The sequence below is a fragment of the Luteibacter sp. TLI7-4A genome (assembly GCF_056754745.1).
The window spans coordinates 2,736,958-2,762,089 of sequence record NZ_JBPGWO010000001.1 but is presented as its reverse complement, the minus strand read 5'-3'; the positions used below and the strand labels follow the sequence as shown (position 1 = coordinate 2,762,089).

22 protein-coding genes are annotated in these 25,132 nt (G+C 67.8%); 16 read left to right on the top strand and 6 right to left on the bottom strand.

Translation table 11 applies throughout. The annotated features are described in order from the left end of the window. Positions 1–39: 39 nt before the first annotated feature. The 4 genes from ACR9Y6_RS12250 to ACR9Y6_RS12235 form a co-directional block, all read right to left on the bottom strand. Positions 40–777 carry a TorF family putative porin gene (locus ACR9Y6_RS12250; protein WP_481281530.1) on the bottom strand — a complete coding sequence of 246 codons (738 nt, stop codon included), beginning with the start codon at positions 775–777 and terminating at the stop codon, positions 40–42. A 15-nt stretch (positions 778–792) separates the two neighbouring features. After that, a complete protein-coding gene (locus tag ACR9Y6_RS12245) occupies positions 793–1,125 on the bottom strand; it encodes a c-type cytochrome (RefSeq protein WP_481282726.1) in 333 nt (110 codons plus the stop codon). Positions 1,126–1,214: 89 nt separating this feature from the next. Further along, positions 1,215–2,537: a cytochrome C gene (locus ACR9Y6_RS12240; RefSeq protein WP_481281529.1), complete on the bottom strand. Its 1,323-nt coding sequence runs from the start codon at positions 2,535–2,537 to the stop codon at positions 1,215–1,217. 25 nt (positions 2,538–2,562) lie between these two features. Continuing rightward, a complete protein-coding gene (locus ACR9Y6_RS12235; protein WP_481281528.1) occupies positions 2,563–3,111 on the bottom strand; it encodes a cytochrome b in 549 nt (182 codons plus the stop codon). 142 nt (positions 3,112–3,253) lie between these two features. On the opposite strand from ACR9Y6_RS12235, the gene ACR9Y6_RS12230 reads away from it, so the two are divergent. The 12 genes from ACR9Y6_RS12230 (at position 3,254) to ACR9Y6_RS12175 (ending at position 15,590) form a co-directional block, all read left to right on the top strand. Further along, entirely contained in the window at positions 3,254–3,682 is a 429-nt protein-coding gene (locus ACR9Y6_RS12230) for a sugar 3,4-ketoisomerase (RefSeq protein ID WP_481281527.1), read from the top strand. Then, a complete protein-coding gene (locus ACR9Y6_RS12225) occupies positions 3,676–4,806 on the top strand; it encodes a DegT/DnrJ/EryC1/StrS family aminotransferase (protein WP_481281526.1) in 1,131 nt (376 codons plus the stop codon). The genes ACR9Y6_RS12230 and ACR9Y6_RS12225 overlap by 7 nt, the downstream gene beginning before the upstream one ends. After that, entirely contained in the window at positions 4,803–6,056 is a 1,254-nt protein-coding gene (locus tag ACR9Y6_RS12220) for an O-antigen translocase (RefSeq protein WP_481281525.1), read from the top strand. The genes ACR9Y6_RS12225 and ACR9Y6_RS12220 overlap by 4 nt, the downstream gene beginning before the upstream one ends. A 2-nt stretch (positions 6,057–6,058) precedes the next feature. Further along, positions 6,059–7,006: a glycosyltransferase family 2 protein gene (locus ACR9Y6_RS12215; protein WP_481281524.1), complete on the top strand. Its 948-nt coding sequence runs from the start codon at positions 6,059–6,061 to the stop codon at positions 7,004–7,006. Beyond that, the gene (locus ACR9Y6_RS12210; protein WP_481281523.1) at positions 7,003–8,172 is read left to right on the top strand and encodes a hypothetical protein; all 1,170 of its coding nucleotides are present in this window, start codon (positions 7,003–7,005) and stop codon (positions 8,170–8,172) included. The genes ACR9Y6_RS12215 and ACR9Y6_RS12210 overlap by 4 nt, the downstream gene beginning before the upstream one ends. Continuing rightward, positions 8,145–8,978 carry a Wzz/FepE/Etk N-terminal domain-containing protein gene (locus ACR9Y6_RS12205; protein WP_481281522.1) on the top strand — a complete coding sequence of 278 codons (834 nt, stop codon included), beginning with the start codon at positions 8,145–8,147 and terminating at the stop codon, positions 8,976–8,978. The genes ACR9Y6_RS12210 and ACR9Y6_RS12205 overlap by 28 nt, the downstream gene beginning before the upstream one ends. A 79-nt stretch (positions 8,979–9,057) precedes the next feature. Continuing rightward, on the top strand, positions 9,058–9,888 hold the full coding sequence (locus tag ACR9Y6_RS12200; protein ID WP_481282725.1) for a class I SAM-dependent methyltransferase: 831 nt from the start codon (positions 9,058–9,060) through the stop codon (positions 9,886–9,888). A 2-nt stretch (positions 9,889–9,890) separates the two neighbouring features. Continuing rightward, positions 9,891–11,093, top strand: coding sequence for an amidohydrolase family protein (locus ACR9Y6_RS12195; RefSeq protein WP_481281521.1), 1,203 nt, complete (start codon positions 9,891–9,893; stop codon positions 11,091–11,093). Beyond that, positions 11,090–11,788 carry a class I SAM-dependent methyltransferase gene (locus ACR9Y6_RS12190; protein ID WP_481281520.1) on the top strand — a complete coding sequence of 233 codons (699 nt, stop codon included), beginning with the start codon at positions 11,090–11,092 and terminating at the stop codon, positions 11,786–11,788. The genes ACR9Y6_RS12195 and ACR9Y6_RS12190 overlap by 4 nt, the downstream gene beginning before the upstream one ends. Before the next feature lie 18 nt (positions 11,789–11,806). Then, positions 11,807–13,318 carry a B12-binding domain-containing radical SAM protein gene (locus ACR9Y6_RS12185; RefSeq protein WP_481281519.1) on the top strand — a complete coding sequence of 504 codons (1,512 nt, stop codon included), beginning with the start codon at positions 11,807–11,809 and terminating at the stop codon, positions 13,316–13,318. A 14-nt stretch (positions 13,319–13,332) separates the two neighbouring features. Next, on the top strand, positions 13,333–14,466 hold the full coding sequence (locus ACR9Y6_RS12180) for a glycosyltransferase family 4 protein (protein ID WP_481281518.1): 1,134 nt from the start codon (positions 13,333–13,335) through the stop codon (positions 14,464–14,466). Next, positions 14,463–15,590, top strand: coding sequence for a glycosyltransferase family 4 protein (locus ACR9Y6_RS12175; RefSeq protein WP_481281517.1), 1,128 nt, complete (start codon positions 14,463–14,465; stop codon positions 15,588–15,590). Before ACR9Y6_RS12180 ends, ACR9Y6_RS12175 begins: the two co-directional genes overlap by 4 nt. Before the next feature lie 949 nt (positions 15,591–16,539). Here the strand turns inward: ACR9Y6_RS12175 and ACR9Y6_RS12170 are convergent. Further along, positions 16,540–17,751 (bottom strand): nucleotidyltransferase family protein, encoded by a 1,212-nt coding sequence (locus ACR9Y6_RS12170; protein ID WP_481281516.1) that lies wholly within the window; start codon positions 17,749–17,751, stop codon positions 16,540–16,542. Positions 17,752–17,758: 7 nt separating this feature from the next. Continuing rightward, positions 17,759–19,231: a B12-binding domain-containing radical SAM protein gene (locus tag ACR9Y6_RS12165; protein ID WP_481281515.1), complete on the bottom strand. Its 1,473-nt coding sequence runs from the start codon at positions 19,229–19,231 to the stop codon at positions 17,759–17,761. 176 nt (positions 19,232–19,407) lie between these two features. Here ACR9Y6_RS12165 and ACR9Y6_RS12160 point away from each other — a divergent pair, with 176 nt between their 5' ends. From ACR9Y6_RS12160 to ACR9Y6_RS12145, 4 genes are all read left to right on the top strand, one after another. Beyond that, positions 19,408–20,451 carry a serine kinase gene (locus ACR9Y6_RS12160; RefSeq protein ID WP_481281514.1) on the top strand — a complete coding sequence of 348 codons (1,044 nt, stop codon included), beginning with the start codon at positions 19,408–19,410 and terminating at the stop codon, positions 20,449–20,451. A gap of 2 nt (positions 20,452–20,453) precedes the next feature. After that, a complete protein-coding gene (locus tag ACR9Y6_RS12155) occupies positions 20,454–22,154 on the top strand; it encodes an ATP-binding cassette domain-containing protein (protein ID WP_481281513.1) in 1,701 nt (566 codons plus the stop codon). Positions 22,155–22,248: 94 nt separating this feature from the next. Further along, positions 22,249–22,449, top strand: coding sequence for a hypothetical protein (locus tag ACR9Y6_RS12150; RefSeq protein WP_481281512.1), 201 nt, complete (start codon positions 22,249–22,251; stop codon positions 22,447–22,449). A gap of 80 nt (positions 22,450–22,529) precedes the next feature. Then, positions 22,530–25,130 carry a glycoside hydrolase family 31 protein gene (locus ACR9Y6_RS12145; RefSeq protein WP_481281511.1) on the top strand — a complete coding sequence of 867 codons (2,601 nt, stop codon included), beginning with the start codon at positions 22,530–22,532 and terminating at the stop codon, positions 25,128–25,130. Positions 25,131–25,132: the final 2 nt, after the last annotated feature.

Sequence of the window (25,132 nt, the reverse complement as noted above, 5' to 3'; positions counted from 1 at the left end):
AGTACCGGGGTGGGCCGGAAAGGTTGCGCCGTCTACCTTTCAGAAGGCCCACGAGGCCGTCGCAACCCAGGGCGAGACATCCGGCTGGAAATCGAACTTGTCGCGGTTGCTCATGATGTGGGCGAGGTCCACCCGCCATGGACCCTCGGTCCAGGTCAGGCCCAGGTGGCCGTAGTAGTAATGGTTCGACCGGTCGTAGTCACGGCCCCGGGGCGGTACCAGTTCCTGGGCCACCCCGGCACTGGCCGTGATGGAGAGCTGGCGGGACACCGGCCAGCGCAGGCCCAGGTCGGCCGCGCCACGGGGGCGTTGCCCGCCGTAGTCGTTCAGATGCGTCGCCGACAGGCCAAGGGTGAGGACGTCGCGATAGATCCAGCCGACCCCCAGCTCCGTGCGGTCGTAGGTTCGTGCCTGGCCGTGGCGTGGATAGTGGTAGTAGAGAAGGTTCGACTGCATCTGCCAGTCGCTGGAAAGCGACCATGAGCGTGCCACCTGGGCGAGGGTTTCCACGATACGCCGGGGCGTCCGCAGTTGCGCGCTCGCCGAAGCGCCGACGGACCAGCCGTCCGGGAGGGACCAGGTGCCCGCGCCCTGGAGGATGGGGCCGGGTGGCGTGACGGCCACGCCGCGATCGACCAGTTGCGAGCCGAGCGCCACCACGCCGCTCCATGCCTGCGACTGCGCCTGCACGGGCGCCACCGCTCCCGCCGCGACGAGCATCCAGATCGCCCCGGTGCGATACCGGGGCCGGGCGTACGAGGAACGGTGCTCCAGCATCGGCTGGGTTTCGCCTCAGTGGAGGGTGTCGAGATAGGAGATGAGGTCGTCCAGTTGGGTGGCGTCGGTGAGGCCGTCGTATTTCATCTTGGTGCCCGGGTTGGCGACTTTCGCCGGTTGCGAGAGATACGTATGCAACTGTTGGGGCGTCCATGTCCACGGGCTTTGCTTCAACGCATCGGAATAGTCGTAGTCGGTCACAGTTCCGGCCTTGCGACCGACGATACCGAACAAGCTGGGTCCTTTCTTGTTCCGCCCTTCCTTGACCGCGTGGCATTCGGCGCACTCGGACTTGAAGACGTCGGCACCGGCCTTGGCGTCGCCAGCGCGGACAAGAGAGGATGCCATGGCCCAGCCGCTGGCCAGCAGGGCCATGGCGGCGAGGCGCAGGCTTTGTCGCACGATCGGGTTCAACACGCTGTCGCTCCTGTGGTGGGTTAGAAGGCGAGGCTCGCCGTCACGAAGAACGCGTTCAGGTCGCCGGCATTGGTTGGTCGCGCCCCAGGCGGAGCGAAGAAGATGTCGTCGCCCCGACCGTTGAACCGGGTGAAGCGGAACCAGTTGGCCGCCAGTTTCAGGTTGGCGATCGAGGTGTAGGAGTCGTCCCTGCCGAAGGGCGTCCAGAACACCGTGAGCAGGTTGCTGGTGGTGTCGGGACTGCCCGAAGGCCCGTAGCGCGCGACGTCGCTGGAGCCGGTGCTCTTCATGTGGCTGATGGAGAGGCCGTAGCTTTGCCTGAACGTGTAGGTGACGCTCGCGGTCTGGTCGTGCACGTTGCCGTGGTCGCGCGCCTGCACGCCGCCGATGACCGGTGCGCTGCCATAGTCGCGCCGTTCGAGGATGTTCACGTAAGCCACCTGGACGATGTGCTCGCGGTTGCCCAGGTATTGGTAGCTGAGGTCGTAGCCGAGGTCGGTGAGGTCGTCGCTCGGTCCGGAGCGTGGCAGCTGGCGCTTCGTCGTCAGGCCGACCACGCCGGCGGAGAAGAACTGCCGTTTCATGTCCTTCATGTACGCGAGGCGGACGTAACCCGTATCGCTGAGCCGCCCGGGATCGCCGGCCACGTTGTAGCCGAGATGGTCCTGCTGCGAAGTGGGCAACGAGCGGTAGGTGCCGACTTCACCGTACCAGTTCGAATCGTAGAGGCCGTACACGCTGGCGCCGATCACGCGGTTGGCCAGCGAGTTGGGGCTGGATGGATTGAGCAGGGTACCGGTGACGCCGGCGGGACCCAGGGTCGAGAACGCCGGCAGCGTGCCGACGGGATCGGTGAAGCCCGGGCTGTTGTTTACGCTCACGCCGAACAACGCTTCCTTGCCATGGACTTTGAGTTCCTTGGCGACGAAGCGAAGGTCGATGTTGCTCAGCCGGGTGTTGTAGGTGTTGTGGCCGGTGTGATCGGCTTCGATCTTCACGTAACCGCCGACCTGGTCGGTAAGCCTTCCCGCCAGGTACAGGTCGCCTTCGCTGAGCTGGGTACTGCTATCGCCGCGGGCCGGTGCGGAATGCGATTCGATCAATTGCATGGATAGCGGAATCTTGTGGCCCTTGCCATCGGTGTCGGTATAACCGTTGAGCTTGAAGCGCATGCCATACGGCGTGAGCGCGGGCCCGTAGGACCCCGCGTGGCAGTCCGCGCAGGCAGCGCCCGTCTGCCGCGCATAGGCGGGGATCGCGTGGGCCGCCGTGCTGGCCAGGAACAGCAGCAGCGAGGCGAGCATGGCCCGGATGGCGTGTCGTCGGTTCGATATCGGCAACATGGCGGGTTCCTTCTTCCTTTGTCGATCAGGGGCGGCGACGCCGGAGCATCATTCGGAGGGTGTGGTCGCGCAGCACGAAGTGGTGCCACAGCGCCGCGGCGAGGTGCAGGGTGACCAGGGCGAGCAACGCCCATGCGGCATCCACGTGCAAGGACTGCAGCGTGTCCGCCAGGTCCTCGTCCTCGCCGACGAGCGCAGGCAGGGTGAGGCCGAAGAAATGCACGGGCGTGCCGGCGGCGCTCGACATGGCCCAGCCGAGCAGGGGCAGGGCGAGCAACAAGGCGTAGAGCGCGATGTGGGTGAGCCCGGCGAGCACGCGGACGAGCCTCGAATGCTCGCCGCCGGGTGACAGCTTGCCGTAGCGGATACGCAAGGCCACCCGGACGGCGAAGAGCAGCAGCACCAGCAGGCCGGCGTGGCGGTGCCCTTCCAGCAGCCATTGGCGCAGGGCCCGTCCGTCGAGTTCGTCGCGGGCCAGGATGAAGGTGGCGGCCAGCGACACGCACAGCACCGTCAACCAGTGCAGTGCCACCAGTTTTCGTGGCCGCGTCGGTGCCGCGTCGTCGTTGTCCACTGTCGTGCCCCATCCATCCTCGTGTTCCGCTTGAGTGCCGGGACGCGGGCGGAAGGTTGTGCCGGCGGCGGACGCAACCTTCGACGAAGGCGGCGGCACTCAATCCCGACTCTCGCAGCCACTGTCACAGCCGGGCCATCGCATGGACATCCAACCGATTTCCCTGACTTCGCACGGCGACAGCCGGGGAATGCTCGTCGCGCTGGAGCAGGAGCGGAACGTGCCCTTTCCGATCCGCCGCGTGTATTACCTGTTCGCCACCACGCCCGACGTGCATCGCGGGCGTCATGCGCACCGGCGGTTGAACCAGCTGGCGGTGGCCGTGCGGGGCCGGGTCACCTTCCTTCTCGACGACGGCGACGGCCCGGTGGAAGTCGTGCTCGACGATCCCACCAAGGGACTGCTGCTGGGCGCCATGGTCTGGCGTGACCTCTACGATTTCAGTGACGACTGCGTGCTGATGGTCCTGGCCGACCAGCACTACGACCCGGACGACTACATCACCGACTACGACGATTTCCTGCGCGAGGTGCGTGGCGGGACACGGTTGGAAGGGGTGGCGGCATGGTGAGCGTCGTTTCGCCAGCCGTGCCCTTCCTCGATATCGGCGCGGTCAATGCGCCCTATGCCGATGAACTGAAGGCGGCGGCCGCCAAGGTCATCGATTCCGGATGGTACGTGCTGGGCGAGGAACTGCGGGCCTTCGAGCGCGAGTTCGCCCACTACTGCGGCGTGGCGCACATGGTCGGCGTCGGCAATGGCCTCGATGCGTTGTCGTTGATCCTGCGCGCGTATATGGAACGCGGCGCGCTCGCCGAAGGCGACGAAGTCATCGTACCCGCCAACACCTTCATCGCCAGTTTCCTCGCCGTCACGACCAACCGGCTGGTTCCCGTGCCCGTCGAGCCGGACGATACCTCGTTCAACCTCGATCCCTCGCGCGTCGAGGCGGCGATCGGCCCGCGCACGCGGGCCATCATGGCGGTGCATCTGTACGGACGTCTTGCCGACATGCCCGCCCTTGCGGAGATCGCCCGGCGCCGCGGCCTGCTGCTGATCGAGGACGCCGCGCAGGCCCACGGCGCCTCCTTCCATGGTCGCAGGGCGGGTTCGCTGGGCGACGCGGCCGCTTTCAGCTTCTATCCCGGAAAGAACCTGGGCGCGCTCGGCGACGGCGGAGCCGTGGTCACCGACGACGAGGACCTGGCGATCCGTGTTCGCGCCTTGCGCAATTACGGTTCGCCGGAGAAATACCGGCACGACAGCCAAGGCGCCAACTCGCGGCTGGACGACATGCAGGCGGCGATGCTGCGCGTGAAGCTGCGCCACCTCGACGCGGACAACGCGCGCCGTCGCGCGGTGGCCGAGGCCTATCTCGCGGGGATACGTCATCCGGCGATCCGCCTGCCCGCCGCCGGCGCGCACGGCATGCACGCATGGCACCTGTTCGTGGTCCGTAGCGCACGCCGCGAGGCCTTGCGCGAACACCTCGCCCGCCATGGTGTCCAGGCGCAGGTGCATTATCCGGTTCCACCGCACCGGCAACCCGCCTACGCCTCGCTGCGGGGCCTTCGATTACCGCTCACCGAGCGTATCCACGCCGAAGTATTGAGCCTGCCGGTCGCCGCCGTCCTGCGCGACGAGCAGGTCGAGCAGGTGGTCGAGGCCTGCATGTCCTACGCGGACGATCCATGAGTTTCTTCCGCTCGGGTTTCTACGCGGCCCTGGGCACCGGCGCACGCTTGCTCGCCGCGCTGGTGGTGGTCAAGCTCGTTGCCTCGTCGGCCGGTCCGGAAGGTATTGGCAGGCTGGGCCAGTTCATGAGCCTCATGTCCGTCCTGGCCGTGTTCGCGGGCGGGGGCATCAGCTCCGGGGTGGTGAAATACGTGGCCGAGTACCGCGAGGATGCGGCCCGGTTGTCCCGGCTTCTCGCCGCGGCGCTCTGGTATGCCTTGCTCGCTTCCTGCGTCATGGGTGCCGCCACCTTGCTGTTCAGCCGGCAGATCGCCGCGTGGCTCATGGGCGATGCCGGCTATGCGAGCCTCGTTCGCGTGCTCGCCGTGGCGCAGCTGGGCATCGCCGTCGTCAATTACATGCTCGCCGTGGTCAACGGCTTCATGGACGTGCGCCGGCTCGCCGTCATCCAGGTGGCAGGCTCGATCCTGGCGATGCTCGCCGCGCTGTGGCTGTCTCGCTGGCTGCATCTCTACGGTGCCTTGCTCGCCCTCGTGCTGGGGCAGTCCCTGTGGTTGCTCGTGGCGTTCCCCGCGTGCTGGAAGAGTCCCTACTTCCGTCGCGGCATGCTGCGCATGCGCTTCGACCGGGAGATGGCCGGACGCCTCGCCGCCTTCTCCACGATGACCCTCACCTCGGCACTGGTACCGCCCCTGGCCAACATCGCGGTCCGCGATCATCTCGCCGCGCGCTTCGGCTGGGAGCAGGTCGGCTACTGGCAGGCGGTGAGTCGCGTTTCGGATGCGTACCTGCTGTTCCTGGTCACCGCGATCACGGTCCACTACTTGCCGAGGCTGGCCTCCACGACGGAGAAGTCCGCGCTCGTCGCGGAATTCCGCCAGGCCTACCGTTTCCTCCTGCCCGTGGTGGTGGCGATCGCGGCCGTGGTGTACCTGATGCGCGAGCCCGTCACGCGCGTCCTTTTCAGCGCCGACTTCACGGCCGGGGCGAACGACCTCTACGGCCCGCAGCTGGTGGGCGACGTGTTCAAGATCGCGTCTTTCGTCCTGGCCTACCTGATGCTGGCGAAGTCGATGACCCGCCTCTTCATCGTTTCCGAGATCGTCTTCGGCGCGACCTACTTCCTGCTGGTCTGCGCCTTCACCACGACCTTCGGCGTGATCGGCGCGATGTACGCCTTCGCGGCCAATTACGCCCTCTACCTCGTCTTCAACGTCGTGGTGGTGCGGCGCTACCTGGGAGGGCTCTGACCATGCCCGTGAGCAAACCGGAACTCGTGCCGGCGCTGCCGCTGGTGTCGGTACTGATACCCGCGTTCAACCACGAGGACTTCGTGCAGCGTTGCCTGGACAGCGTGCTCGACGATCCGTATCCGGCCAAGGAGATCGTCATCATCGACGATGGATCGACGGACGGGACGGCGGAGCGGATCGAGGCATGGATCGCGACCCACGGCGAGGCCATCGCGATCGAATACGTGAGTCGCGAGAACAAGGGCATCGCGGCGACGCTGAACGAGTTGGCGGCACGCGCGCGGGGCGAATTCCTTCGCATCGGCGCCAGCGACGACTACCTGCTTCCCGGTGGTTCCGATGTCCTCGTCCGTTATCTCGTCGAACACCCTCACAAGGGTGCCGCGATAGGGGACTGCATCGTCGTCGATCGTCATGGCGCGAAGATCCTCGACAGCGGCATGTCCGATCTCCATCACGCGAACAAGCGGCTGTATGGCTCCGACGACGGCATCCGGCGAGCGGTGATCAGCCACTGGGCGATCGGCGGGCCGGTCACGATGCTGCGAAAGAGCGCGCTGGAGACCGTGGCCCGCTGGACGGAAGGCCTGCGCATCGACGACTGGGACCTGTTCCTGCGCCTCGCGGCGAGGGACGCCATCGGCTTCGTCGATGTAAAGGTCTGCGCTTACCGGCTGCATGGCGCGAACTTCAGCAAGACGCGCCATACCGCCACGCGCATCGTCAATCTCACCGAGGCGCGCCAGGTGGCCTTGCGCCGGCTGTGCATGTTCGACGAGCCGGACCGCACCCTGCTGCGTGCCGAGGCGTTCCGGATCGGCGCGAAGATCGCCTTCCTGGAGGGACGATCCTGGCTCGTGGCGATGCAGATGACGGCGTATCTGTCGCTGCTGGTGCTGTCGCGGATCCGGCCCGTACCGCATCGCCAGCGGGTGGGCGAGACATGAAAGGCCTGCTGCGCCTGCCGTCGGCGTATCTGTGCCTGCCGCTCCTGCTTGCCTGCGGCATCACGCCGTTGACCTACGACCTGCCCGCCGGATACGGCCCTGGCATTCTGTTGCTCGTGCTCGCGGCGGCAGCCATCCTCCTGCTCGACGCCGCCACGGGCATCCGGCTGCCGGCACCCGAACGTTTCCGCGCACGGCGATATGCCGGTACCCGCGAGGCCTTCGCGGCGCTGGCGTTCGCGGCGGTGGTGGTGCTGTTCTGTGGCCTCGACCTCGCGCTCTTCCCCATCCCGCTGATCGACGATCCCTCGTCGTACGCGACGATGGAACCCGGGCGCGAGCACCTGCGCCATATCTCGGACATGTGCTGGACCTTGCCCGTCATCGGCTTGTTGTGCACGCGGCATGCCGGGTTGCGCTACGCGCTCGTGACGGTGGGCCTGGTGTTCCCGGTGCTCGTGATCGACCGGAACCGCATCTTCGCGGGCCTGTTCTCGATCGCCTTCATCGCGGTCTTCCGCCGTGATGCGGCCCGGCCCTTGCCCTGGAAGGCGATCGCCATGCTGGGCCTGCTGGGATGCATCGTCTTTTCGGTGCTGGGCGCCTTGCGCTCGGGCTCGCTGGACAACGTGACGCTGCCTTTCAGCAGCCTCTACCGCATGGCTCCGCAGGGCGTGAAGTGGCTGCTTCTCTATATCAGCGCCGGCCCCTACAACTTCGGCGCGATGCTGGCCAAGCACTATGTCAACCCGGACTTCCTCGTGCACCAGCTGGTACCGGGCAGCGGTCCCTTGTCGAGCATGGACACCGACATTCCCTTCGACGCGGTGAACATCAACGTGGGCACCGAGTACCTTCCTTTCCTGCTTGCCTGGGGCGCGCCGGGCGCGCTGCTCTCGATCGCGGCGGCCTACGGCCTGTTGATCTGGTGCGTGCGCCGGTTGCGCCCGAACGTGCCGCTCTTCGGACTCCTGATGTTCCTGCGCATCGCCTACGTCTCGGTGATGTCGCCCTTCGCACCCCAGATATTCATCTGGATGAATGCCGCCTTCCTTGGCATCTGCCTGCTGTTGCAGTTGCTGGCCGCGCTGCTGCCCAGCCGGACGCCATCCACCCTCCACTTCTCCGAGTCCCCCGCATGGAACGAGCCGACGAAATCTACCTGATCGACATGTGGCGCATCGTCGTCCGCGAATGGCGCTGGTTCGCCGGCACGGCCGCCTTCGTCCTCATGGTCACGTTCGCCTACCTGCATGCATCGCGCAGCCAATGGGAAGCGACGGCATGGATACAACTGGGCCAGCTGGGTGTCGCGCCCACCGGCCAGGACCCGAAGGTCGAACCGTTCCAGCGCGTGCTCGAACGGCTCGACACGCTCGGCTTCCAGAACGACGTGCTGAAGAGCGTCGGCGTTCCCGTCGAAGCACCCGAGGCGAAGCTCTACCGGCGCAGCCTGAAGCTGGAGCCGTTGCCGTACGCGAGCCTGATCAAGTTCCGTCTGCGCGCCTATTCGGAACAGGATGCCGCCGCACTGGCGTCGGCGACGGTGACGGTGCTGCAGGCGATCCACCAGCGCATCGAGGCGCGGCCGCTGGAGCTGGCGCGCAAACGCCTGGGCGAGGTCGAAGCCAGCCTGAAGGACGCCCGCGCCGAACAGCAAAGGCTGTCCCGCGCGGCCGCCGCCGGCAAGGGCGACGACGCACGAATGGCGGGCGTGCTGCTCGCCGGCGCGAACGGCGAAGTCCGCACGCTTGAACAGGTTCGCAACGACCTGGTGACGCGGCTGGCGGACAACTACACCTCCGGCACGTCGATGGCCTGGCCGATCGACGTGCCGGAGGACCGGGTCTTCCCCAACGCCCCGTTGACCTTGGGCATGGGCCTGCTGGCGGCGGCCTTCCTCGCCTCGCTGGCGGCCGTCGCGCGGCATGCGTTGCGCCGTCGCGGCGCGGCGACGGCGAACCTCGCCTGAGTCAACCAAAGCACGTCCGGGCGGCACACACAGGGCATACACCACGGGTTCGGAGATCGACATGACTGGCCAGGCACGGATGGAGCGAATGCCGCCCTCGCGAGGGCTCGACGAGGCGCAACTGCTCGACACGCAGAAGGCGTTCGACAGCGTGGCGGCGGATTACGACGGACCGCGCGGCAACAACGAACTGATCCAGCGCATGCGCGGCACGATGTGGGCGACGATCGCCCGCACGATGCCGGAGGGTTCGCGACTGCTCGACCTCGGTTGCGGGACCGGACTGGATGCCATCGAGTTCGCCCGGCATGGTTACGAGGTGGTGGCCAGCGACTGGTCTCCCGAGATGGTGGAGCGCACGCGTGCCCGGGCCAAGGCGGCGGCGCTGGAATCGAAGGTGAGCGCGGTGCATCTCGGCGTGCAGCAATTGCACCTGCTGGGCGGCCGCTTCGATGGCGTCTACTCGAACTTCGGCCCGCTGAACTGCGCGCCCGACCTGCGCGCGGTGGCGGATGAGTGCGCTCGGCTGGTGCGCCCCGGCGGCTCCCTGGTCTTCTCCGTGATGGGCCGTATCTGCCCATGGGAAGCGGGCCACTATGCCGTGCGCCGCCGCTTCGGCCGGGCGGGTGTACGTCTTGCTCGCGGCGCGCAATCGGTGGGCATGAACGGCCACACGATCTGGACGTACTACTACATGCCGCGTGAGTTCTACGCGGCGTTCCAGGAGCATTTCGTGCTGGGCGGCTATCGCGCCCTGAGCCTGTTCCTGCCGCCGCCCTACATGGTCGAGCGCTATCGCCGCCACCCGGCCTGGTACGAGCGGCTCGGGCGCATCGACGACCGTTTCGGCGGGCTGCCGTTGCTGCGCGACATGGGCGATCACTTCCTGATCGTGATGCACCGGCGCTGAGGATGGACGCCACGCTTTCCGGGGCCGCCCTGGTGACCGCCGCCGGTGCCGTGCGTTCGCCGTTGCACCTCGTCGGCGGCCGCATCGGCGTACGCGCCGGCAAGGATGCCTTCCCCGTGGACCTGCGCGATCACCTGGTCTTTCCGGGACTGATCAACGCCCACGACCACTTGCAGGTGAACAGCGTGCCGCCCCTGCGCACGGGCGCGCCGTTTCCGAACAGCTACGCGTGGATCGCGGCATTCCAGGAGCACTTCGCGGAGCCGTCCGTGGTTGCCGCCCTCGCGATTCCCAAGGAACGGCGGATGCGCCACGGTGCGCTCAAGAACCTGCTCGCGGGCGTCACCTGCGTCGCACACCACGATCCGTGGCATCCCGCGCTGGATGCCGTGGATTTTCCGGTGGCGCTGCTGCGCGACCATGGTTGGAGCTACACCCTGGACGGCCCCGCCTACGGGCCGCCCGTGCAAGCCAGCTTCGCCGCGACGCCGTCCGCGCATCCGTGGATGATCCACCTCGCCGAGGGCACGGACGCGGTGGCCGCCGCCGAGCTTGCGCGGCTCGACCGGCTCGGATGCCTGGCCGCGAACAGCGTGCTCGTGCATGGCGTGGGCATGGGGGAACAGGACATCGACCGGGTGATCGCCGTGGGCGCGTCCGTCGTCTGGTGCCCGGGCAGCAATCGCCGCCTGCTCGGCCGCACGCTCGATCCACGGCGGCTGCACGCGGCGGGACGGCTCGCCCTGGGCAGCGATTCCCGCCTCAGCGGCGCACGCGACCTGCTCGAGGAACTGCACACGGAGGACCTGCTCGCCACGCTGGATCGGCGCGCCTTGCTTGAGCTGGTGACCGAAGCCGCCGCCCGCGTGCTTCGCCTCTCCCGGCGCGGCCGGTTCGAACACGGTTTCGTGGGCGACATGGTGATCGTGGAGGATCGCGGTGGGGACGAGGTGGGCGGCCTGGTTGGCCGGCGACGCGCCGATCTTCGCGCCGTGGTACGCGACGGCGTGCCCCGCCTTGCCGATCCCGACTTCGCCGGCTGGTTCGCCGCCGCCGGCGTGGAGACGGTACCGGTGATGCTGGACGGGAAGGCGAAGTTGCTTGCCCGTGAACTCGCCGATCCGGAACTGCTCGCGCTGGAACCGGGCCTGGAACATGCGCCGCCGGCGGCGCGCCAGAGACATCCCGCGGAGATTCCCGCATGAGCGCCACGCCCATCCTCGAACCGTCGGCCGCGTACGCGCTATGGGCTGGCAGCTATCCCGCCCATGCGCACAACCCCGTGATGCGGGCCGAGGAGCGCGCGATGCTCGGCCTGTTGCCGGAAGACTTGCGCGGACGATCGGTGGTCGATGCTGGTTGCGGTAGTGGCCGCTATGTGCGGCACGCGGTGGAGCGTGGTGCGGCCCGCGTGCGCGGCGTCGACCTGTCGCCGGAGATGCTGGAGCGTGCCTCCGCCGCACTCGCCGGCACCGCGGCACGCACCCGTGTCGAGCTGGGGCAGGGCGACCTGGAGTCCTTGCCGTTGCCTTCGGACGAGGCCGACATCACGCTTTGCGGCCTGGTGATCGGACACCTCCGGCGACTCGAGCCGTCGCTTGCGGAACTGCGCCGCGTGACCCGTCCCGGTGGCCTGATCCTCTGCAGCGACGTGCATCCCACCGGCCATGCGCTGGGTTGGCTGCGCGATTTCAAGCACGACGGGCAGCGCTATGCGGCGCGTCATACCCCGCACCTCTACAGCCATTGGCACGCGAGCTGCGCACGCCTCGGCCTGCTCATCGAGCACGTGCTCGAACCGATGCTCGATGCCGCGGACATTCCCGAGGGCGCGCACTTCGACCGCGTGGCCCTCGACGTGCCCGTCGCACTGGTGTTCCAGCTGCGCCGGCCTTCCTGAATCCATGCGACCACCTCCATGACCCACGCCCCGAACACCTTGCTGGTCAACCCGACGATCACCTCACGCGGCAGCGCGCGTTTTCCGCTGTCGCTGCTTCATCTGGCCGCGGCGCTGGACCGCGGCGGCACGAGCCGCGTGGTGGATGGGAACATCGATCGCGACGTCGTCGCCGCGACCTTGCAAGCGATCGAAGCGGAACGCTTCGATGCCGTGGGCATCAGCGTCATGGGCGGCCCGCAGATGGAGCCGTCGATCGCCGTGTCGAAGGCGATCCGCGAACGCTTTCCGCACATGCCCATCGTATGGGGCGGTTATTTTCCGACCCTGTACACGGATACCGCGCTTTCCGCGCCGTACGTGGATTACGCCATCCGCGGGCAAGGCGAGGAAAGCTTGCCCGAACTGATGGCCGCGCTCGGCCGGCCCGACCGCGATGTTTCGCGTATCGGCGGACTATCCTGGAAGCGTGACGGCGATATCGTGCACAACCCCGGTCGCCGCTTCTCCCTCGGCGACAGCGGCATCGTCTTGCCGTACGACAAGCTGGGCGATCCCCGCCGTTACCTGGCGCCGACCTTCCTCGGCCGGCGCACCGCCGCGCACCAGGCCGCCATCGGTTGCCGCTTCCGCTGCACGTTCTGTGGCGTGGCGGCGATGTTCGGCGGCACGACGGCCTTGCCGGCCGTGGCCCGCCTGGAGCGCGACCTGAGTTATCTCAAGCACGAGCTGGGGGCCGATTCGATCCAGTTCTTCGACCACAACTTCTTCGACCGCGAAGAGGACATGGTCCCCTTGCTGGAAGTGATGGCGAAGCTGGAACTGCCATGGTGGTGCTACGCGCGCTCGGACGCCTTGCTCAATCTTTCGGAAAGCTCGTGGAAGCTGGTGCGCAAGAGTCGCCTGCGCATGGCCTACATCGGCGCGGAGTCTCCCAGCGGCGCGATGCTGAAGGAAATCCGCAAGGGCACGCGGCCCGACCAGACCCTCGAAGTGGCGGAACTGTGCCGCCGCCACGGCGTGATTCCCGAACTGTCGTTCATGGTCGCGCCGCCGCAGAACACCGAGGAAGAGACCTTGCACACCTTCGAGTTCATCCGTGAACTGAAGAAGATCAACCCGCAATCGGAAATCATCGTCTACATCTACACGCCGCTGCCGGAGAGCAGCAAGCACGAGAAGGATCGCGGCAAGCGCGCTTCCACGCCCTTGCTCGACCTCGATGGCGAGCCGGTGATCTTTCCGTCGACACCGGAGGAATGGACGGAGAAGCGTTGGGTCGATTACGCGTGCCACGCGGATGCCCCCTGGCTGACGGACGACCTGCGCCGGCACATCCAGGATTTCGTCACCGTGCTGCGCTGCCGCTTCCCCACCGTGCAGGACCTGCGCTCGCCACCCTGGGCCAAGCGCGGTCTCAGCGCCATGGCGTCCTGGCGCTATCGCCGGCGCAAGTACGACAAGCCGTGGGAGCTGAATCTCGCCAATCGCCTGGTGCGCCTGCGCCTGCCGCAGGTGTCCGGCCTCTGAGGGAGCGCACCCGCATGCATGCCGTCCTGGTGAACTTCCTGCCCGCGCCCGCGGAACTCGACGCCGACGCGATCTTCGCGCGCTGGCCGTCACTGGCCGACATCGCCGAAGCGATCGCGAGCGGGGGCACGCAGGTGTCGGTCGTGCAGATGGCGGCGTTCGACGGACGCGTGACGCGCTCGGATATCGACTATCGCTTCGTGGACAGCCGGGGCATGCATGGCGCGGGGGACCTTGGCCGGTCGGCGGCGCGCATGGTCGGCGAGCTCGGGGCGGACGTCGTGCACGTGCACAGCCTGGCCTTCGCACGGCATGCGGCGGTACTGGCACGATGCCTCCCCACGCTGCCGGTGGTCCTGCAGGATCACGCGGACGGCCTGCCTTCGCGATGGCGCCACATGCCGTGGCGGCGATGGTACGGAGCGGCGGCGGGCATCGCCTTCACCTCGCTCGAACAGGCGACGCCGTTCACGCGGCGGCGCCTGTTCGGCAGGCATACGCGCCTGCTGGCGATCCCCGAAAGCAGCAGTCGCTTCACGCCGGGCGACCGTCGCGAAGCGCGCGCGGTCACGGGTCTCCATGGCGATCCCTGCGTGCTTTCCGTCGGCCACCTGGCCGCGGGGAAGGATCCGCTGACGATGCTCGACGGTATCGCCAAGGCAAGCGAGCGATTGCCCGGCCTGCAACTGTGGTGCGCGTACGGCACGGCCCCCCTGTTGCCCGTCGTGCGCCGGCGGATCGATGGCGATGCACGCCTTGCCGGCCGGGTCCACCTTCTGGGGGCCGTGCCGCATGCGGATATCGAGTGGCTGATGCGTTCGGCGGATATCTTCGTTTCGGCGAGCCTCGCCGAAGGGTCGGGTTACGCGTTGCTGGAGGCGATGGCCTGCGGGCTTCGTCCCGTGGTGACGGACATCCCTTCGTTCCGCGCCATCACCGGCGATGGGCGCATCGGCAGGTTGTGGCCTCGCGGCGACGCCACCGCACTGGCCGACGCGCTCGTGGCGGCGTCCTCGGACACAGCGGCATCGGACACGTCGAGGGAGGCGGTGCGCGATCATTTCGAGGTGGCCCTGTCGTTCGAGGCCCTGGGCCGGCGGTGGGCCGAGGCGTACCGCCAGGTCGCCGGTGGAGAGGACGCCGCGTGAAGATCGCGATGGTGCTTCCCGGTGGCGTGGACCGGGGTGGCGAACAGCGGGTGATCCCCGTGTTCCTCGCCCTGATCGAACGCCTCGCAAGAACGCATGACGTGCATGTATTCGTGCTGCACCAGGAGCCCAGGCCGGGGACGTGGCCGCTGCGCGGCGCGACGATACACAACATCGGCGAAGGCCGCACGGTATGGCGGGCCATCGCCGCGATCCGTGCCGAACATCGATGCGCGCCCTTCGACGTGGTCCAGTCGATCTTCTCCGGGCACTGCGGCCTGATCGGCGTCGTGGCGGCGAAATCGCTCGGTCTTCCAGCCCTCGTGCACATCGCGGGTGGCGAATTGGTCGCGCTGGATGCCATCCGCTATGGCGGAAGGCGCAAGTGGCGGAGCCGGCTGCGTGAGGCGGTGGTCCTGCGCATGGCGAACGTCGTGACCGCTGCAAGTACCCCGATCGTCCATGCCCTGGACGCGTTGGGCATTCCGGCGAAACGCGTGCCGCTAGGTGTCGACACGGACGCGTGGAAGCCGTTGGAGCCACGGTCGCGTGACGACGCGCCGCCGAAACTGATCCATGTGGCCAGCCTCAACCGGGTGAAGGATCAGGCGACCTTGTTGCGCGCGCTGGCGATCCTGGCCAACGCGGGCGTGGACTTCGAGATGCGCATCGTCGGCGTGGACACGCTGGACGGCGAGATGCAGGAACTCGCACGTTGCCTGGGCATCGAGCGTCGCGTCACTTTCCTCGGCTTCCGCACGCAGGCGGAACTGCGACCGCTGATGGCGGCGTCCGACCTGCTGGTGATGTCGTCGTTGCACGAGGCCGGACCCCTGGTCCTGCTGGAGGCCGCCGTGGCAGGCGTACCGACGGTGGGTACGGCCGTCGGCCATATCGCCGAATGGGCGAACATGGCGGCGTTGGCGGTCCCTCCGGGCGACGCCGATGCGCTCGCCGACGCGATGGCGCGCATGCTCGACGACGAAGCCTTGCGCATGCGCCTAGCCAGGGAAGCGCAGTGCCGCGCGCTGGCGGAAGATGCCGATCACACGGCGGGAGTCTTCGAGAACATGTACCGCGTCGTCACGGCCATCAGTCCCGCCAAGGCAGGCAGCGGCCTTTAAGCGAGGCCGTGCGCAAGGCAGCGCTTTATTTAGGTTCTTCGCGTATTTCCGGGGTTCGCCTGGTGCGGGCTCGGCTTCGCCCTCGCGTTGGTCGTGTGCGGCGAGGGGAGCTGCCGGGCGCCACCCTCGGCGCGACGGTAGTCGCCGTCCCTTGGGCAAGGAAAGCCGCTGCGCGGCCGTGTCTGATGGCTGGCGCCCCTTCGGGCTCGGACGGTCGGGCGGGGGTTTCCGATTCGCCCTCCTGGCTCAGCGGAAACGGCCGGCCATTCCTGGCCGGCCCCCTGCGGGCCTTCTCCGCCCGCCCGTCCTCGGCTCCTAATGTCGCGCCGAGGGTGGCGCCCGGCAACTCTCTCGACCCTGAGGTGGATTGGTGGGAAAAGCACGGCTCGCCACATGTCGCGTGCCGCTCTCCGTGTTGCCTACCGCACCCGGGTGGGAAGCGGGCTGGCCCGCGAGTCCTCAATCTCCCCGATGGCGAAGGAGGCCTTGCGATGATTGGGCGAGGCTTGTCACCGCTCGCTCGGTGGCGATACACGGCCTCATTCGCTCGAAATTAGGGTGGCGAATCGCGGGCCAGCCCGCTTCCCTCCCGCGTGAGGGAACTCGCATGGGGCGGTATCCCCCAAACGGCGAGCGTTTGCTTGTGCCACACAACACCTCAGTGCTTGGAAGAGCCGTCGGCCGTCACCCTCGTCGCGACTTGTGGAACCGAGGAGCGCCGGGCGAAAAGGCCCGTCAGGGGGCCGGCCTGGATGGCCGGCCGTTTCCGCCGAGCCATGGAAGGCGAGTCGGAAACCCCGCCCGGCGCGACGGGCGCGACGGGGCGCCAGCCATAGAACATGGCCGCACAGCGGCATCCTTTCCCGAGCGACGGTGTAACCGGAGCGATGAGGGTGGCGGCCGACGGCTCTGCCTACCGCGCTCCCGGACTTCCGTGAAGAACCTTTATTTATCCCGCCACGACCGCATCGAGCGCCTTGCGCACCACGTACAAGGTATCCATGCGCGGTACCGGACGGGTGAGCCAGGTCAGGAGGCGGCGTCGGTGGCCCAGGTTGACCCAGGTCTGGCCTTGCAGCCAGACCTGGGTCCGGATCATGTCGGCGCGTTCCTTCACGCTTTCCTCGGTGGGCCGGAGCCGGTTCTTCAGGCAGCGTCCGGCTTCACCGAGCGAGCGCGACCATTCGACACCGGGGAGGGCATGCAGCCAGAGGTTGGAGCAGGAGACATGGGTGAGCGTCTGCCGGCGTGAGGCCATGCGCAGCAGGAACGGGCAATCGCGACGGAGTCGCCGGAGTACGTTCTTCGGCACCGAGCCGGCGTAATAGCGTGCGACGAGTTCCAGTGGCGGCAACGCCCACCAGGGACGCTCGCCCGCCCAGAGCACTTCCCAGTCTTCCGGCCGCATGCGCGTGGCGAGCAGCGCGATGTCGTTGAGATGGAGCAGGCGCAGGCTGCGCCCGCACATGTTGCCCGCGGCGTGCAGCAGCAGGTGGCTCATCAACGCGCCCGGCGAGGGGTAGGGATGGATGCCGGGACGGGTTTCGCGCGGACGAATGGCCGACGTGATGTCCACCGTGCTCAGTGGCAGGCGTTCGTGGATGCGGGTATGCAGTTCGATGTTGATCGGCGTATCGCGATGCTCGCCCAGGCCCGCGACCGCGTCGCCCGCCGATGGCTTGAATACGCGGTGCTTCCATTGCGCGAACGATTCCTCGTAGCCCATGGCTAGCAGCATGCGGGCCGTGGCATCCGCGTCGGCTTCGTCCACGAGCAGGTCCACGTCGGCCATCGGCCGGTCGCCCGGCACGTACAGGCCGAGCGCATGCAGCGCGGCGCCCTTCAGCGCGACCATCGATAATCCCGCGTCGCGCGCGCCCGCATCGATACGATGCAGCAAGGCGGCGATGCGCTCGTGGCGCTGGATGACGTGCTGGCGCTGGTCGACGAGGAAACGCCGCCACGAGGGCCGTTGCCAGGTGGAGAATCGGCAGAGCAGGGGCGAGACACCGTGGGCGACGGCGGCGGCCGAGGCGAGTCGCCACTCGAGGTCGGTCCAGTCCGGCATCTCGGTGCCGGGCTGGGCGAGGGCGAGCTCGGCCGCCAGCGTTTCCGTGGTGCGGCGAAGGCCGTGCCTGACGAGTTTCAGTGGCGGCAGCATGGCGTGCTCATGCGAGGGGGAGGGCGACGCCTTGCGACGTCACGGGGGAAGGAAAGGTCGGCGCTTCCGTGCGGTGCGCCCGCTCGCCAGCCAGCAACGCGTTCCAGCGCAGGGCCAGGGACGCCTCGGCCTGCGCATCGGTCGCACCTTGTTGCAGCGTCACCTGGTCGTGCAGCAGGTTGCGGAACTGGCGGTAGAAATCGGAATCGTAGGCACCGCGAAACATCATCGCGAGGTCGGCGCTATCGTCCCAATGCGTCTTCGCGCCGAGCTGCGCCTTCACTTCCTCGAAGAACTTCGTGCCAGGGAGGGGATAGGACACGCTCACGCCGATGTCGTCGGGTGCGGCCAGTGCCACCAGCTCACGGGTAGCCATCAGGTCGTCGAGCCGTTCGCCGAGATAACCCAGCTGGATGAAGAATCCGACGCGGATGCCGTGCGCGCCGAGACGCCGCCGGGCGGCGACGAGGTCGGGCACCTTCGTGCCCTTCGTCATGCGATCGAGTACGCGCTGGCTGCCGCTCTCGGCGCCGATCCACGCTTCGGCGCATCCGGCTTTCGCCAGCGCGGCGGTCATGCGCTCGCTGGCGAGGTCGGCGCGGGTCTGGATGGTGAAGGGGATGGACCCGTCGCTGGCCTCCAGGTGCATGGCGAACTCGCTCACCCAGTCGACATGGAAACCGAAGATGTCGTCCGCCATCCAGACATGATCCGGCGCGAAGGTGCGCTTGAGATAGGTCATCTCGGCGGCGACTTCCTCCGCGGGCCGCTGGTTGTAGTGGTTGCCCCAGATCGGCTTCGCACACCAGTTACACCGGAACGGACAGCCACGGGAGGCGGCCATGTTGAGGCTGAAGTAGCCGTGTCGGTCTTGCCAGAACGCGCGGTACCGATCGATGTCGAGCAGGTCCCACGCCGGTTGCCCGGCGATGCGCGGGTCCGGAGGCACCGCACCGATGCGGGTGACGCGGGTCGTGCCGTCGGCGATGCTGGCCACGCCGGGAAGACCCTCCGTCCATGCCGTGGGATCGATGTCCGGCTGGCGCTGGAGACGATCGACGAGCGCGATCAATGCGCCGATGCCTTCGCCGATCAGCACCGCGTCCGCGCCGGCGGCGAGGAAGGGCTCCGGGTGGTCCGAGGCATCGGAACCGGCCACGATGACCCGGGCGCCGTTCGCACGCGCTTCGGCGATCATCCGGCAGGCCGCGTCACGCATGCGGCCGAGGCACATCTTGGTGAGGAAGTTGAAATTGTCCTCGTAGAAGACCACCAGGCCGGGTCGCGCTCGATCGAGCGTCGCCGCGTAGTCTTCCACGCCGTCCGCCAGCATCGCATCGAACAGCGTGACCTCGTGTTCCATCCGGCGTAAGAGCGCGGCGATCTGGATCGTCGCCAGTGGCGGATAGGGCTTGCCGCGTTCCCACTGCTTGCTGTCGTAGCGCAGGAAGTAGGAATGGCCTACCTGGATATTCAACATCGGTGACGAGCCTCGGACTGAACCAGGGGAGCGCGGTGCCGGGACGCCGCGATGGGCGTAGGTGCCTTCCGGTGCCGGCGAGGTTGCGTCGACGCCATGGCGCGCATCGACAACCTTCCGGGGCTCGCGCCGCACTCACGCCCTCAACCGTTTCAGGCCGGGAAGATCGACAGGCGATGACGTTTTCGACCGATGTCCATGCACGAGGCGTATCCGTCGCGGATCCATTCGGCGAGCGCATGCGCCCCACGGTCTGCGTCCGCCGGCAGATCCTCGGTGGACGCTTCCGCTTCGAAAGCGACAGTGCCGAGCTGCTCGCCCTGGTGGATGCGGCATACGGTGGCTTGCCGGAGCATCGCTTCTCCACGGTGTCGCCGGAATTCCGCGTCGAATTGCGCGTGGTGCCGCGCGAGGCCGCGGTCGTTCGCGACACGCCGCCCCCGGTGCGCACACAGGCGGGCGCCGGCCTGCTCTGCGGCATGATGGACGAGGCGAACTACGTGGTGCTGGTTCCGGCGCAACACCGTGCCCTCGTCGTCGTATCGCAGGACATGTTGGCGCATCCGTACCACGTGCGTTACGAGTTGATCGAATTCGCCGTCTTCATGCTCGCCGCCCGTGGCCTGAACCTCGTTCCGCTGCACGGCGCATGTGTCGGACAGGAAGGGCGCGGCCTCCTGCTGCTCGGTGCGAGCGGGGCGGGCAAGTCGACGCTGGCCTTGCATGCCTTGCTCGACGGCATGGATTTCCTCGCCGAGGACGGCGTCTTCGTGCAGCCGGAAAGCATGTCGGCGACCGGCGTGGCCAACTTCCTGCATGTGAAGCGGGACGTGTTGCGCTTCATCGACGATGCGGCCGTTCGCGACTGGATCGAAACATCGCCCGAGATCCACCGGCGCAGTGGCGTGGCGAAGTTCGAGGCGGACCTGCGCGAAAGTGGCGGCCACCAGGCGCCGGCACCCCTGCGCGTGGTCGGCGCCATCGTCGTGAGCGCCGAGACGGCGGTCGATCCCACGCGCTTGCTGCGCCGCCTGCCGTGGGAGCACGTGGCTTCGCTGTTGGCGATCGACCAGCCGTATGCGGCGGCACAGCCAGGGTGGGACCGTTTCGTTCATCGGCTCGGCGGAATGGGCACATACGAACTGCGCCGGGGCAGCCATCCAAGGGAATCCATCGCCGCGCTGCGTGCCTTGCTCGCGGCCGGTACGCCGGGGCGTTGACGATGTCCGACGGCATGCGACCCGGGGCGCCACCCTTGCACGCGTTGTTGCGTTCGCTGCCATCCGGGGACCGCCTCCCGACGCTTGCCTATGTCGTGTTGTCGTTGGTATCCGCGTGCGCGGGCAGCGTCGCGACGGTGCTCCTGGTCGCCCTGGTGCAGCCGTCGCACGCCTTGCCCCTGCCTGTACTGCCTCTTCGTGGCGGTGGAGTGGACACGACGGCCGGCGCTTTCGCCCTCGTGACGGCGGTGTTCGCCGTGCTGCGCTGGCAGGCGTCCCGCCTGGGCGCGCGACTCACGGCACGTTACGGGCTGGGCCTGCGCCGGCGTGTGCAGGCACGGCTGGTGGACGCCTCGCTGCCCGCCTTGGCGAACGCGACATCCGCGGAAATCGCGAATGTGCTCACCTATAACACCGAGATCGTCGTGCAGGGTTTCAGTGCCTTGCAGCAGTTGCTCGTCGCAGGCGCGACCGCCGCGGCGAGCCTCGCCGTCGCATGCTGGGTCTCGCCGGTGCTGGTGCTCGCCACGCCCGTGCTGGGTCTTCTCGGCCTGCTCGGTTCGCGTGCGTTCGGCCGCGAGCAATCGGAAGTGAGCCGCGCCTATGTGGCGGACATGACACGGCTGTTCTGGCATAGCGAGGATTTCCCGCGACGCTTGCGCCACGTGCGTTCCTATGGACGCGAGGACGCGGAGAAGGCGAGCTATGGCGACGTGGCCGCGCAGCTTTGCGAGGGTTATGCACGGCAGCTGGAACTGATCGCCTCGGGCCGTCTCCTGCTGGAACTGGCGGCTGCGCTGGGGATCGCCGTGGTGTTCGCGCTGGCCCATCGCTGGCATGGCATCGATGGCTCGTCATTGATGGCCGTCTGCCTCCTGCTCGGACGCTTGCTGCCCTATCTCGTCTCCACGCGGCAGAGTTTCCAGCAACTGAGGTCGGCCGCACCGGCCCTGGAACTCTGGCAGCGCTACATGGGGCTGGAGACCGAGGTGCGGGCATCGACGCCCCCGAGGGTGGTGCACGGTGCCACGCTGCGTATCGAGCGCCTGCGGGTGAGTCCGCCCGCGGGCGGACTCCATGTATGCGACCTTGACCTGGTGCCGGGCGAACTCACCCTCGTTTCCGGCGACTCGGGCATCGGCAAGAGCAGCCTGGTCGACGTACTGGCCGGCATGGCGCGTCCGGATGCGTTCGTCGCGTGGCTGGGCAGCGAGGTCCTCGACTTCGACGCCTATCGACAACTCGTCTCGAACGGTGCCTATGTCAGCCAGAGCGTTCGTCCCTGGCAACACACCGTGCGCGAGTGCCTGCGTTGGGCGGCGCCCTTGGCCACCGACGGGTCACTGCGTGAGGCGCTGGCCGACGTGGGGCTCGATCGCCGCCTCGCCGGCGCGGGCCTGGATACCTCGCTGGCCGACGCGTCGAGCCGACTCTCCGGCGGAGAACTGCAACGCCTCCTGCTGGCCCAGGTGATCCTCCGCCAACCTGTCCTCGCCGTGCTCGACGAGGCGACCAGCGCGTTGGATACGGCATCGGAGCGGGCCGTGCTGGCGGCGATGAAGCGGCGCCTGCCGCATACGATCCTGGTGGTGGTCTCGCATCGCGCCGGCGTCGCGGCGTTGGCCGAGCAGTGCCTCGTCATCGGCCCCGATCGCGACCGGGCCGCTTCGCCCGTGCGCTCCGTGGGGCGGGCCAGGGCGTGACGCCGGTCGGCGATGCGACAGGCCCTGCCGTTCGGTCTATTGTCCCGTCACGTTCCGCGGCATAACGTCGGAGTCGACACAGGGGGACTGGCCGATGCGTACCACTGTCAGATACATCGCTCTTGTCGCGGGGCTGGCCGTCTCGCTGGCAAGCGGTTCCGCGGCGGGACCGGGCCGGCCGTCATTCGACGACATGGCTTCCACGCACCGCGGCTATCCCTGGAACACCGATCCCTGTGGACCGCACCGGCCCATCGTGGGGCTCTGCCGCATGCTGCGTCCGGTTCGCGGGTAACGAACCGCCCTTCACCGACGCGGGATGCGGCGACGCGTCATAATGGTCCACCTCCGGTTCGCAAAGGGGTGACGCCACCCATGGAAGCCACGACAGACAGCCGCCCTTCCACGGGGGCCGCCGCCCGGCCCGAGGCCATCGTCGAGCGGGGCGATATCCGCTTCACCGTGCTGACACCGCGGCTCGTCCGCCTGGAATGGAGCGCCGAGGGACGCTTCCGCGATGGGCGGACCCAGGTGGTCGTGCATCGCGCGCTCGACGTGCCGCCGTTCGGACTGGCCGAGGACGATCGATTCATCGAGATCGACACAGGCACGTTGCGGCTGCGCTACGAGAAGGGAACCGGCCGCTTCGCCGCCGGCAACCTCGCGATCCTGGTTCGTCGCGAGGATGGGCCGGTCACATGGAACCCGGGCGACGCCCAGAAGTTCAACCTCGGCGGAACCTACCGCACGCTCGACCGCTACGACGGCGACACCTGGCAGGACGGCAGCACGCTGCCGCTGGAGGACGGGCTGATCGCACGCGATGGCTGGCACGTCGTCGACGACACCCAGGGCTTCGGCCTCGACGACGACGGCTGGGTGGAGGATCGTCCCGCAGGCGATCGCCAGGACCTGTACTTCTTCGGCTATGGCCGCGATTACCTCGCCGCGCTCGCGGATTTCGCGGCGATCGCCGGCCCGCAACCGGTCCCGCCGCGTTTCGTCTTCGGCTACTGGTGGTCGCGCTACTGGAACTATTCCGACGAAGAACTGCGCACGCTCGGTGCGCGTTTCGAGAAGGAACGCATTCCGCTCGACGTGCTCGTGCTGGACATGGACTGGCACACCACGCCCGGCCTCTCGTTGCGTCCCGGGCATGAGCAAAAGGATGTCTTCGGCGAGGCATCGGGCTGGACCGGCTACACCTTCAATCGCAGCCTGTTCCCCGAGCCGGGCGCCTTCATGCGCTGGGCCCATGGCCAGAGCCTTCGCGTGACGCTCAACCTGCACCCCGCGTCGGGCGTCATGCCGCACGAGGAAAACTACGAAGCGATGGCGAAGGCCTTGTCGTGGGACACCTCCACTCAGGCGCCCATTCCGTTCGAGGGCACCTCGCAGCCGTACATGCGCGCCTTGTTCGACACGATCCTGAAGCCGCTGGAAGCGCAAGGCGTGGATTTCTGGTGGCTGGACTGGCAACAGTGGCCCGAATCGAAGGCGCACCCCGGCTTGTCGAACACCTGGTGGCTCAACCATGTGTTCTTCACCGAGATGCAGCGCGACGGCGACCGCCGCGGCCTCATCTACCACCGCTGGGGTGGCCTGGGTAACCACCGTTATCCGATCGGGTTCTCCGGTGACAGCGTCATCTCCTGGACATCGCTCGCCTACCAGCCCCATTTCACCGCGATGGCGTCCAACGTGCTCTATGGATACTGGAGCCACGACATCGGTGGGCACACCTTCCACAAGCACATCCCGCGGGCGGAGCGGCACCTCGAACCGGAACTCTACGCACGCTGGATGCAACTGGGGGTGTTCAGTCCCGTCCTGCGCACGCATTCGGCGAAGGAAGCGAGCCTGCACAAGGAGCCCTGGCATTTCGGGCCGCCCTACGGCGATGCGGTCTTCGCGGCGATCCGCCTGCGCTACCAGCTCGCCCCGTATATCTACGCCGCCGCGCGACAGGCCTACGACACCGGCGTGTCGATCGTCCGGCCCATGTACTACCACTGGCCGGAACACGAGGAGGCCTACGCACACCCCGGGCAGTACATGTTCGGCAACGACATCCTCGTGGCCCCCGTGACCACGCCGGCCGGCACCGACGGGACCGCACCGTTCCCCGTCTGGCTCCCGCCGGGCAAGTGGTACAGCCGTGATGGCGCGGAAGCCTTCGACGGAGGTGGGATGGTGGAACGCTCGTACACGCTGGAGGAGATCCCGATCTTCGTGCGCCCGGGCAGCGTCATCCCGCTTTACCCGGAAGGCATGCGCGACCTTGCCACTGTCCCCGATGCGCTGATCCTGCAGGTCTTTCCCGGTTCCCAGGGCACCGCCGAACTCTACGACGACGATGGCACGAGCCAGGGTTACCAGCGTGGCGAGTTCGCCCGCACCTGCGTGCGCAACCGGCACGGCGACCGCGCGCACCGGGTGCATATCGATCGCATGGAGGGACGGTACAAGGGGCGCCCGGCGAAGCGTACGTACGTGGTGGAGTTCCTCGATGCGGGCATGCCCGAAAGTGTCGAGGTCAATGGCGAGGCGCTCCCTTACAGCGCGGAGCCGAAACCACGCTCATGGCTGTTCGACGCGGCGTGGCTGTGCATCCGGGTGGACCTGGGACCGGTTTCGGTGGATGAAGCACAGGATGTCGTGGCTCGTTTCGCGCCCGAACACACCGCGCCGGACGGGCTGCTGCATCGCATGCGCCGTGCCGCCGACGCGGTGCGGTACCTCAAGCAGGTGTGGGGCGACATCTCCGCGTTGCCCGACGATGTCGACCTGGCCGGCCAGGCGGCCCGCGTGTTGGCCTATGCCGTGGACGAAGGCGGCGACGAGGACAGGCCGGAGCGTTTCTCGACCGCCGTGCGCGCGTTCGAAAAGCGCTTCGCCGGGCTCGCCGCGAGCGTCGATGCCACGCCGATAGACGATGCCTTCAAGCGAGCCTTCGCCGACCGGCTGGGACGCTGACC

What these genes read in the sequence shown, in the direction of transcription:
- ACR9Y6_RS12250 (WP_481281530.1), bottom strand. Translation starts at nt 777, where the DNA reads ATGCTGGAGCACCGTTCCTCGTACGCCCGGCCCCGGTATCGCACCGGG.
- ACR9Y6_RS12245 (WP_481282726.1), bottom strand. Translation starts at nt 1,125, where the DNA reads ATGGCATCCTCTCTTGTCCGCGCTGGCGACGCCAAGGCCGGTGCCGAC.
- ACR9Y6_RS12240 (WP_481281529.1), bottom strand. Translation starts at nt 2,537, where the DNA reads ATGTTGCCGATATCGAACCGACGACACGCCATCCGGGCCATGCTCGCC.
- ACR9Y6_RS12230 (WP_481281527.1), top strand. Translation starts at nt 3,254, where the DNA reads ATGGACATCCAACCGATTTCCCTGACTTCGCACGGCGACAGCCGGGGA.
- ACR9Y6_RS12225 (WP_481281526.1), top strand. Translation starts at nt 3,676, where the DNA reads ATGGTGAGCGTCGTTTCGCCAGCCGTGCCCTTCCTCGATATCGGCGCG.
- ACR9Y6_RS12220 (WP_481281525.1), top strand. Translation starts at nt 4,803, where the DNA reads ATGAGTTTCTTCCGCTCGGGTTTCTACGCGGCCCTGGGCACCGGCGCA.
- ACR9Y6_RS12215 (WP_481281524.1), top strand. Translation starts at nt 6,059, where the DNA reads ATGCCCGTGAGCAAACCGGAACTCGTGCCGGCGCTGCCGCTGGTGTCG.
- ACR9Y6_RS12210 (WP_481281523.1), top strand. Translation starts at nt 7,003, where the DNA reads ATGAAAGGCCTGCTGCGCCTGCCGTCGGCGTATCTGTGCCTGCCGCTC.
- ACR9Y6_RS12205 (WP_481281522.1), top strand. Translation starts at nt 8,145, where the DNA reads ATGGAACGAGCCGACGAAATCTACCTGATCGACATGTGGCGCATCGTC.
- ACR9Y6_RS12200 (WP_481282725.1), top strand. Translation starts at nt 9,058, where the DNA reads ATGGAGCGAATGCCGCCCTCGCGAGGGCTCGACGAGGCGCAACTGCTC.
- ACR9Y6_RS12195 (WP_481281521.1), top strand. Translation starts at nt 9,891, where the DNA reads ATGGACGCCACGCTTTCCGGGGCCGCCCTGGTGACCGCCGCCGGTGCC.
- ACR9Y6_RS12190 (WP_481281520.1), top strand. Translation starts at nt 11,090, where the DNA reads ATGAGCGCCACGCCCATCCTCGAACCGTCGGCCGCGTACGCGCTATGG.
- ACR9Y6_RS12185 (WP_481281519.1), top strand. Translation starts at nt 11,807, where the DNA reads ATGACCCACGCCCCGAACACCTTGCTGGTCAACCCGACGATCACCTCA.
- ACR9Y6_RS12180 (WP_481281518.1), top strand. Translation starts at nt 13,333, where the DNA reads ATGCATGCCGTCCTGGTGAACTTCCTGCCCGCGCCCGCGGAACTCGAC.
- ACR9Y6_RS12170 (WP_481281516.1), bottom strand. Translation starts at nt 17,751, where the DNA reads ATGCTGCCGCCACTGAAACTCGTCAGGCACGGCCTTCGCCGCACCACG.
- ACR9Y6_RS12165 (WP_481281515.1), bottom strand. Translation starts at nt 19,231, where the DNA reads ATGTTGAATATCCAGGTAGGCCATTCCTACTTCCTGCGCTACGACAGC.
- ACR9Y6_RS12160 (WP_481281514.1), top strand. Translation starts at nt 19,408, where the DNA reads ATGACGTTTTCGACCGATGTCCATGCACGAGGCGTATCCGTCGCGGAT.
- ACR9Y6_RS12155 (WP_481281513.1), top strand. Translation starts at nt 20,454, where the DNA reads ATGTCCGACGGCATGCGACCCGGGGCGCCACCCTTGCACGCGTTGTTG.
- ACR9Y6_RS12150 (WP_481281512.1), top strand. Translation starts at nt 22,249, where the DNA reads ATGCGTACCACTGTCAGATACATCGCTCTTGTCGCGGGGCTGGCCGTC.
- ACR9Y6_RS12145 (WP_481281511.1), top strand. Translation starts at nt 22,530, where the DNA reads ATGGAAGCCACGACAGACAGCCGCCCTTCCACGGGGGCCGCCGCCCGG.